Raw genomic sequence first — 6,991 nt, forward strand, 5'->3', positions numbered from 1 at the left:
TGCTTTTTAGCCAAACCGTCAAGCATCTACTCCCATGGCCACCACCATCAATTATTACACTCCCGAGGGCCTGCAAAAACTGAAGGATGACCTCCAGGACCTCAAAGTCCGGGGCCGGGCCAAGGCTGCCGAAGACCTGCGCGAAGCCCGCGACAAAGGCGACCTGAGCGAGAACGCCGAATACGATGCCGCCAAGGACGCCCAGGGCCTGCTGGAACTCAAAATTTCGAAGCTCGAAGAAGTGCTGGGCAACGCCCGCGTCATCGACGAAACTAACATGGATTTCAGCAAGGTGCTCATCATGAGCAAGGTGAAGCTGAAAAACCTCAAGAATAACATGGTGCTCGACTACACGCTGGTAGCCGAGGAAGAAGCCAACCTGGCCGCTGGCAAAATCTCGGTAAAGTCGCCGATTGGCAAGGGCCTGCTGGGCAAATCGGCCGGCGACACGGCCGAAATCACGGTTCCCGCCGGCAAGCTGCAGTTCGAGATTCTGGAGATTTCGCGGTAATTGTGCGGTAAGCTTTAGCTGACACCGTAGGGCCGTTTCAGGAGAAGGACAATAAGGCGCTGCCCACGGGCTCGCCTTATTTTTTTGGCTTTTCTTTGCCGATGTGCCGGATTTTTACGGCAAGCTAAAGCTTACCTCACATTCCTATGCCTTCGATTTTCTCCCGCATCGTTTCCGGCGAGTTGCCGGCTTATAAAGTGGCCGAGGACGGCCGCCACCTGGCTTTTCTCGACATCACGCCGCTGGTGGAAGGCCACACGCTGGTGATTCCCAAGAAGGAAGTCGACTACATTTTTGACATGCCGGCCGATGAGCTGGCGGCGCTGCACGTGTTTGCGCAGCGCGTGGCCAAGGCAGTGCAGGCGGCCGTGCCGTGCAAGCGCATTGGCGTGGCCGTGATTGGGCTGGAAGTGCCGCACGCCCACATTCACCTCATTCCGATTAATAAGGTGTCGGACATGAACTTCGCCAATCCTAAAATCAAGGTGCCCGAGGAGCGGATGAAGGAGCTGGCCAACGCCATCGCCGCCAAAGTGGAAGGCGGCAGCGGCCTGGCTGAGGCCAAACCTGCCGGGGCCGATGCCAGCGCCGCCGTGCCCGCCGAGCTGCAAAAGCAGGTGGCCGGCCTGCACTTCCTGAGCGAATCGGATGCGCCGCTTGAGGCCGTGGCCTACGCCGCGCCGGGGGGCGAACTCCCCAACGCCGCGCTGCTAAAGCTGCTGGGCGAGCCCGCCGATGCCAAGGTGGAAACCATGGAACTGACCCAGTTCCTGCGCAACCACACGGCCGATGACGGCGTGCTGAACGACGTGTCGCTCTCGAATCGCTACAAGAGCCTGCAAATGTTCATGAAGCAGGACATGGACGGCGTGCAGGTATACCGCGTGGGCAAGGGCCCACAAATCCACGCCTACGCCCTGGGCCGAATGATGGATGGCACCCTAGCCGGCTTCAAAACGGTGCTGACGGAAACGTGATAGGCGCAGGGTGAGCCCGCATCTATTGCGCTGGCTGCAACGATGGGAGCGAAGGGCTGTCTGTAGCGACAATCCTTCGCTCCTTTTTTATTTCTAACCATGCGCCGCCTTATACTGGTAAGTTTTTTCCTGTTGCAAACTGCCGCTGCCTGGGCACTCAAGCCCAGCCGCGAGTGGGTGGCCACCCCCGATTCGCTGGGCCTGCGCTACCAGACCACCGCCCTCGCCACGCCCGACCACGCCCAACTGACCGGCTGGATAGTGGAACCCGCCGTCAACGTGCCCGACCGGCACACCACCATGGTCATGGCCTACGGCGACTCGAACAACATGTCGTATTTCCTCTGGCAGGCGCGGGCCCTGAGCCAGGGCGGCTACCGCGTGTATCTGTTCGACTACCGGGGCTTCGGGCACAGCAGCAACTTTGCCATCGACCAGCAGCAGCTGTACTACCCCGAATTCACCACCGACCTGCGCACTGTGCTGGCCGATGCCCGGCACCGCTATCCGCGCAGTCGCACGGGCATTATCGGCTTTTCGATGGGTACGATTATGGGCTCGGAGGTAGCAGCCACCAGCAAGTGCGACTTTCTTGTTGCCGAGGGCTACGTGGCTAATCCGCAGCAGTTGGTGGCCGCTATTTTTCAGCGAAGCCAGAAGGTGGTGACCCTGCCCGATGCCGCCGCCGAATACCCGCAAGTAGCGCGCCGCGTGTACTGCCCCTGGCTGCTGATAGGAGGCACTGCGGACAAAAACACGCCCCTGGCCGATTCGGTAGTAGTGACGCGGCAGGCCCGGTGGCGGCAGCGGCGACAGGTACTCTGCTTCGAGGGCGGACACCAGGAGGGGTTTTATAAGATGAGTGAGGGGGAATATGGCGACAAGTACGTGGCCGAGGTGACGCGCTTTCTGGCTGGGAAGCGTCGCGGGGTTTAGTTCGCGAGGAGATTACGATTCGCGGACTCGCAAAGTCCGCGCTACAGCTATTCGGCCCGGCCGGTGTCCACCAGCTTTTGCAGGCGGGCCTGGGCGTCGCGGGGCAGGGCACTCAATAAATCGAGGCCGGTGGCGGCTTCGATTTTATCCACTGAGGTGAGGTATTGCTTCCAGTCGGGGCTCACGGTGTTGTTGTCGTTGGGCGTGTCGATGGCCAGCACGCGCACGGTGGGGTCGGTGGCGATGCGCTGAAGGTCGTTAGTGCCGTCGGGCAGGATGACCATTATTTTCCAGATTCGGGCGGGAACGGTGACATGGCCTTGGTCGAGGGTTTGCACGAAGCCATTGGCGCCGGTGCCGCCACGGCCGTAGCAGCCCATGATGACGTAGATTTCCTGGCCGCGCTGGATTTGCGAGCGGCCGTATTCTTCGAGGTGAGCCCAGGTTTGCTGGTTGTTTTTGGGGGCCTGGGGCACCATATTGGTCATCAGGAAGGTGTTGGAGTTGGCGTCGAGGTCGGCGGTGCGGTCGCCGCTGGGGCAGTTGTGGCCTTTGTCGAAGCCGGAGCGTGCGTAGCTGGCGGGCGACACTTGGTAGAACTGGCGGGGCAGAGCGGCATCGGGCCGGAAGTTATTCTGGCGGGGCGCCTGGCCGAGGTCGGCCTTATCGATATGCCAGCTTACCCAGGTGGGGATGCCGCGTGAGGCGTTGTAGCCGATGGTGAATTCGGGGTGCACGAGCAGGTAGTTGCTGGCGTTGGCGGGGTCAGAGGTCGCGCCGCTGGGGTTGCCGAGGGCGAGGTTGGCATCGTTGGGGTCCTGGGCGGTGCCCGTGCCGGTGCCGGCCGGGTACTGTGTGGTGGCGGGGGGCGGCTGCGTAGCGGGTGCCTGCGGGTTGTTCCGGTTCTCGAAGTAGCCGCCCGTGGCTCCGGTGCTCGTGGCTACGGCGGGGCCGGCCGCAGTTTCGAGTACGATGTCATCGATATCGAGCCGGTTTTTGGGGCCGCTGGTTTTGCGGATTTCGAGGCGCAGGGGCTCGTTGGCCAGGCCGGCGAAGGTGTGGGGCGTGAGCGTGGGGCCGCTGGTGACGACCGGCGCGCCGGTGCGGGCGTAGGTGCGGCCGCCGTCGCGGCTCAGCCACAGCTCCCAGGTGCTGGGGCCGTCGGTGCCATAGGCGGCGGCCGAAATGGTGATGCGGCGGACGCCGGCTTTGGCATCGAAGCGCATGGACAGGCGGCCGAGGTTGCGCAGGCGGGCGGCCCGCTCGCCGGACTTGTGGTCCTGTGGGCTGCTGCCGATAAGGGCATCCTGAAAGTGCCAGGCTCCCGTAGCCAGCGGCTCGTCGGCTTCTTCGTAAGCGCCCTTGCTGCCGGCCTCGAAGGTTTCGGGGAACGGAGCGGGGGCGGGCTGCTGGGCGGTGGAGGCTTGCGGAGCGCGGGTGGCAGTGGCCGTTTCGGTGGGCTGCTGGGAGCAGGCCAGGAGGCCAAGCGCGGCGAGGGTGAGGTAAGCGGAAGCGTGCATGAGGCGAAGATATGCGCCGGCCCGGCCCCGGCGGGCTTCGTGGAAAACCAGTGCGTAGCTTCGCCTCGCTTATTCAGCTTTCCACTTTTTTGCCCCATCCCTCTTTATGGAAGACAATCAATTCAGGCCGCAGCCCCGATAGATTCGAATCTCGGCCGAAGAAGCCGCCGAAATCCAAGCCCGCTTCTTTGCGCAGGTGTATGGCTGGATGGCCGCTGGCTTGGGCCTCACAGGCGGCATTGTCATGTTCGCCTCCACCTCGCCGGAGCTGATAAACTTCGTTTTTGGCACCCGTTTCGTGTTTATGGGGCTGATTATTCTGGAGCTGGTCATCGTGGGCTTTCTTTCGGCCCGCATTTTCGACTGGAGCCTGGGCAAGGTGCAGGCCGCTTTCGTGGGCTACGCCGTGCTGAATGGCGTGACGCTGAGCTGCGTGTTTCTGGCCTACACCTCCGCGTCCATCGCCTCCACGTTCTTCGTCACGGCGGGCACGTTTGGGGTGATGAGCCTCTTTGGCTACTTCACCAAAGCTGATTTGTCGGGCTGGGGCAAGCTCCTGAGCATGGCCGTTATCGGGCTGGTCATTGCCATGGTGGTCAATATTTTTCTCAATAACTCGGTGCTGGAAATTGTCACTTCCTTCATCGGCGTGCTGATTTTTACCGCCCTCACGGCCTACGATACCCAGAAGCTGAAACAGCTGGCGCTGCTTGGCGTAACGGAAGGCGAGGAGACGAGCAACAAAGCGTCCATCCTGGGCGCGCTCACGCTGTACCTCGATTTCGTGAACCTGTTCCTGTTTTTGCTGCGCATTTTCGGCCGGCGGCGGTAGGCGCAAATACAACTTTCGGAAGTTCGCGAGTCCTCTTGCGCAACGGCTCCTTCTGCAAATCCACTTACCGAAGTGGGCTCGCGGAAGGAGCCGTTCTGTTGCGAAAGCGTCAGATAACAAAGGCATACTAAGGTGCCGACTTACATTCCCCAGGCTATTTCGGGTTCGGCTTGCGCCCGCGTTTGGCAGGCTCCTTGGCTACTACGGCCTTGTCCGGCAACAGCTTGTGCTGGCGCAGTGCGTCTTTGAGCATGTGCAGGGTGGGAAATTCCTCGCGCAGCTCCTGAGCCAAGCGCAGGGCCGGCTCCACAAGGCGCGGGCCGGCGGCGTGGGCCAGGGCCAGCCAGCGGCCAATGGCCCCGTAGAGCGGGCCGCCGCGTTTGGCCCCGGCGTGGCCGTTGAGGTAGGCGCGGCTGCGGGTTTCGAGCGCCACCATAAGGGCGGTGGGGTCGGCGGCAGCCAGCAGGGCAAGGGCCGCTTCCATCTCCTGAGCGGGGCTGATGAACAGCCATTCAAGGCCCAGCACAAACTCGCGCAGGGCGGCGGTGTCGGTTTCGGTGGCCAGCAGCTCGGCGGCGAAGGCCACGCTGTCGCGCCGCTTTTGGGCGGCGGCCACGGCCTCCCGCACGAAAGCCTGAATGGCGGCCGGTGTGAGCAACGGTCGCAGGCGGGTAAAATCTTCCCGGCTGGAGTTGGCTAGGGCGCGGTAGCGCAGGGCGGCCCGGAACAGGTCGGGGGCCTGGGCAGCCGTGAAGGTGCCCAGCACGAAGCCGCCGAAGCGGTCGGGCCAGGTGGTGAAGGCCGTAGTAGCGGCGCGCAGCAGTTGGGGCCGGTCGGTCTGGGTGAGGTAAAAGTGGAGCAGCTGCTGGGCCACGGCGGGGTCGGTGGGCAGCAGGGTTTCGGCGGCCTGGGCCCAGGCCGCGTCGTTGGGCAGGGTGCGGGCCAGCTGGAGGCGCAGGTGGGCGCGGGTGTCGGGGCTCAGCTGGGCTTTGGCCAGCGCCTCATTGAGCAGGGGTGCGGCGGTGGGGTCGGCGGCCAGGGCCAGCAGTAGGGGCCGCCAGCTGTCCTCGAAACCGGCCCAGGTATCGGTGGGGTTGGCCAGGTGCTGGCTCAGCCATTTCAGGGCGGCCTTGAGCTCGGCGGGAGGCAGCACGGCCGCCAGCAGCACCTGGGGCCAGCCGGCGGTGGCCAGGTCATCGTGCCAGTGCCGCAGCACGTCGGTGCCGTAGTGGCCGAAGGTGCCGTAGTCGTCGCTGGCCGGCTCATCGAGCTGGTAGATGGCGGCATTGGCCGTGGTCCAGTAGCGCAGGGCGGTGGTAAGCTGGCCGGCGCGGGCCACCCGCAGCAGTTCGGCCACGAAGGGAGCCAGCGTTTCGCGCAGCAGCTCATCGGCGGCTTCCTGCAGGCCTTCGCCTTCGTCGTCCTCGTAGTAGCTCTCGCTGTTTTCCCACAGCTCCTCGTCGAATTCCAGCGTTTCCAACGTTTCGGTGAGTCGGGCGGGCAGGTCGGCGAGCAGGTCTTCGTCGGACGTGGCCACGGGCTGGCGGCCGTAGCCCAGAAACTGCCGGGCCAGGTCGTCGCTCTTGGCCAGGGCCTGCTTGAGGAAGCGCAGCTTGTCGCCCTTCTTGCGTTCGGCCCAGGCGGCTTTCAGCTCGGTGGTCAGCTGGCTCGCCGCAGCCGGCGCCAGCGCGGGCGGGGCGGGCTGCAGGTCGGTGGCCTGGTGGCCGTCGAGCACGGCCAGGCCCAGGGCCACGTTGTGCTTGCAGATGCCGTCCCAGTCATAGGGGCAGGTGCAGGTACATTCCGGTCCGGCCGGGGCCAGCCGCAGCGCCACGCGGTAGCTGCGGCTGCCCTGCACCACGGCGTGGAAGGTATCGCCCTCGCGGCGCAGCTTGGTTACGGAGCCGTTGTTGTAGTAGCTCTGGCCGCGACTGTAGCTGGTGGCGTTGGCCAGTTGGCGTAGGGATTGGCGGGTGAACATGACAGGGGCGTGGCTGGGTCGCGATGGTAGCAAAATTAGCAGAAGGGCACTGCTATTGCGCAGTTGCTGGTGTAGCAAGCGTCTCGGTTGCTGGTTCCTTGTTGCTGATTGAGGCTGTTTATAAAGTGCTCAGAACGGCGTAGAGACCTGTAGATTTGGGGTATAGGATAAAACCCCGTTCTTGGTTTCGGATAACCACCCCGGCCGGCTACCCTATGTAGAGACCAGGTGTCG

6 protein-coding genes are annotated in these 6,991 nt (G+C 63.6%); 4 read left to right on the top strand and 2 right to left on the bottom strand.

Going from position 1 to position 6,991, the window contains the following annotated elements; genetic code table 11:
- The first annotated feature begins 34 nt into the window (after positions 1–34).
- From greA to HBN54_RS16500, 3 genes are all read left to right on the top strand, one after another.
- Positions 35–511, top strand: a complete 477-nt coding sequence (greA, locus tag HBN54_RS16490; RefSeq protein WP_168674315.1) for a transcription elongation factor GreA — start codon at positions 35–37, stop codon at positions 509–511.
- Positions 512–657: 146 nt separating this feature from the next.
- On the top strand, positions 658–1,488 hold the full coding sequence (locus HBN54_RS24040; RefSeq protein WP_168674316.1) for a nuclease A inhibitor family protein: 831 nt from the start codon (positions 658–660) through the stop codon (positions 1,486–1,488).
- A 99-nt stretch (positions 1,489–1,587) separates the two neighbouring features.
- A complete protein-coding gene (locus HBN54_RS16500; protein WP_168674317.1) occupies positions 1,588–2,424 on the top strand; it encodes an alpha/beta hydrolase family protein in 837 nt (278 codons plus the stop codon).
- Between the two features lie 47 nt (positions 2,425–2,471).
- Here HBN54_RS16500 and HBN54_RS16505 read toward each other — a convergent pair whose 3' ends face one another.
- A complete protein-coding gene (locus HBN54_RS16505) occupies positions 2,472–3,944 on the bottom strand; it encodes a DNA/RNA non-specific endonuclease (RefSeq protein ID WP_168674318.1) in 1,473 nt (490 codons plus the stop codon).
- A 172-nt stretch (positions 3,945–4,116) separates the two neighbouring features.
- On the opposite strand from HBN54_RS16505, the gene HBN54_RS16510 reads away from it, so the two are divergent.
- On the top strand, positions 4,117–4,776 hold the full coding sequence (locus tag HBN54_RS16510; RefSeq protein ID WP_382214198.1) for a Bax inhibitor-1/YccA family protein: 660 nt from the start codon (positions 4,117–4,119) through the stop codon (positions 4,774–4,776).
- A gap of 154 nt (positions 4,777–4,930) precedes the next feature.
- Here the strand turns inward: HBN54_RS16510 and HBN54_RS16515 are convergent, their stop codons facing one another.
- Positions 4,931–6,757 carry an SWIM zinc finger family protein gene (locus tag HBN54_RS16515; RefSeq protein WP_168674319.1) on the bottom strand — a complete coding sequence of 609 codons (1,827 nt, stop codon included), beginning with the start codon at positions 6,755–6,757 and terminating at the stop codon, positions 4,931–4,933.
- Positions 6,758–6,991 lie beyond the last annotated feature (234 nt).

The organism is Hymenobacter artigasi (assembly GCF_012275535.1).
Lineage (GTDB): Bacteria > Bacteroidota > Bacteroidia > Cytophagales > Hymenobacteraceae > Hymenobacter > Hymenobacter artigasi.

Coding starts and splice junctions, on each gene's coding strand:
- greA (WP_168674315.1), top strand. CDS start 35: ATGGCCACCACCATCAATTATTACACTCCCGAGGGCCTGCAAAAACTG.
- HBN54_RS24040 (WP_168674316.1), top strand. CDS start 658: ATGCCTTCGATTTTCTCCCGCATCGTTTCCGGCGAGTTGCCGGCTTAT.
- HBN54_RS16500 (WP_168674317.1), top strand. CDS start 1,588: ATGCGCCGCCTTATACTGGTAAGTTTTTTCCTGTTGCAAACTGCCGCT.
- HBN54_RS16505 (WP_168674318.1), bottom strand. CDS start 3,944: ATGCACGCTTCCGCTTACCTCACCCTCGCCGCGCTTGGCCTCCTGGCC.
- HBN54_RS16515 (WP_168674319.1), bottom strand. CDS start 6,757: ATGTTCACCCGCCAATCCCTACGCCAACTGGCCAACGCCACCAGCTAC.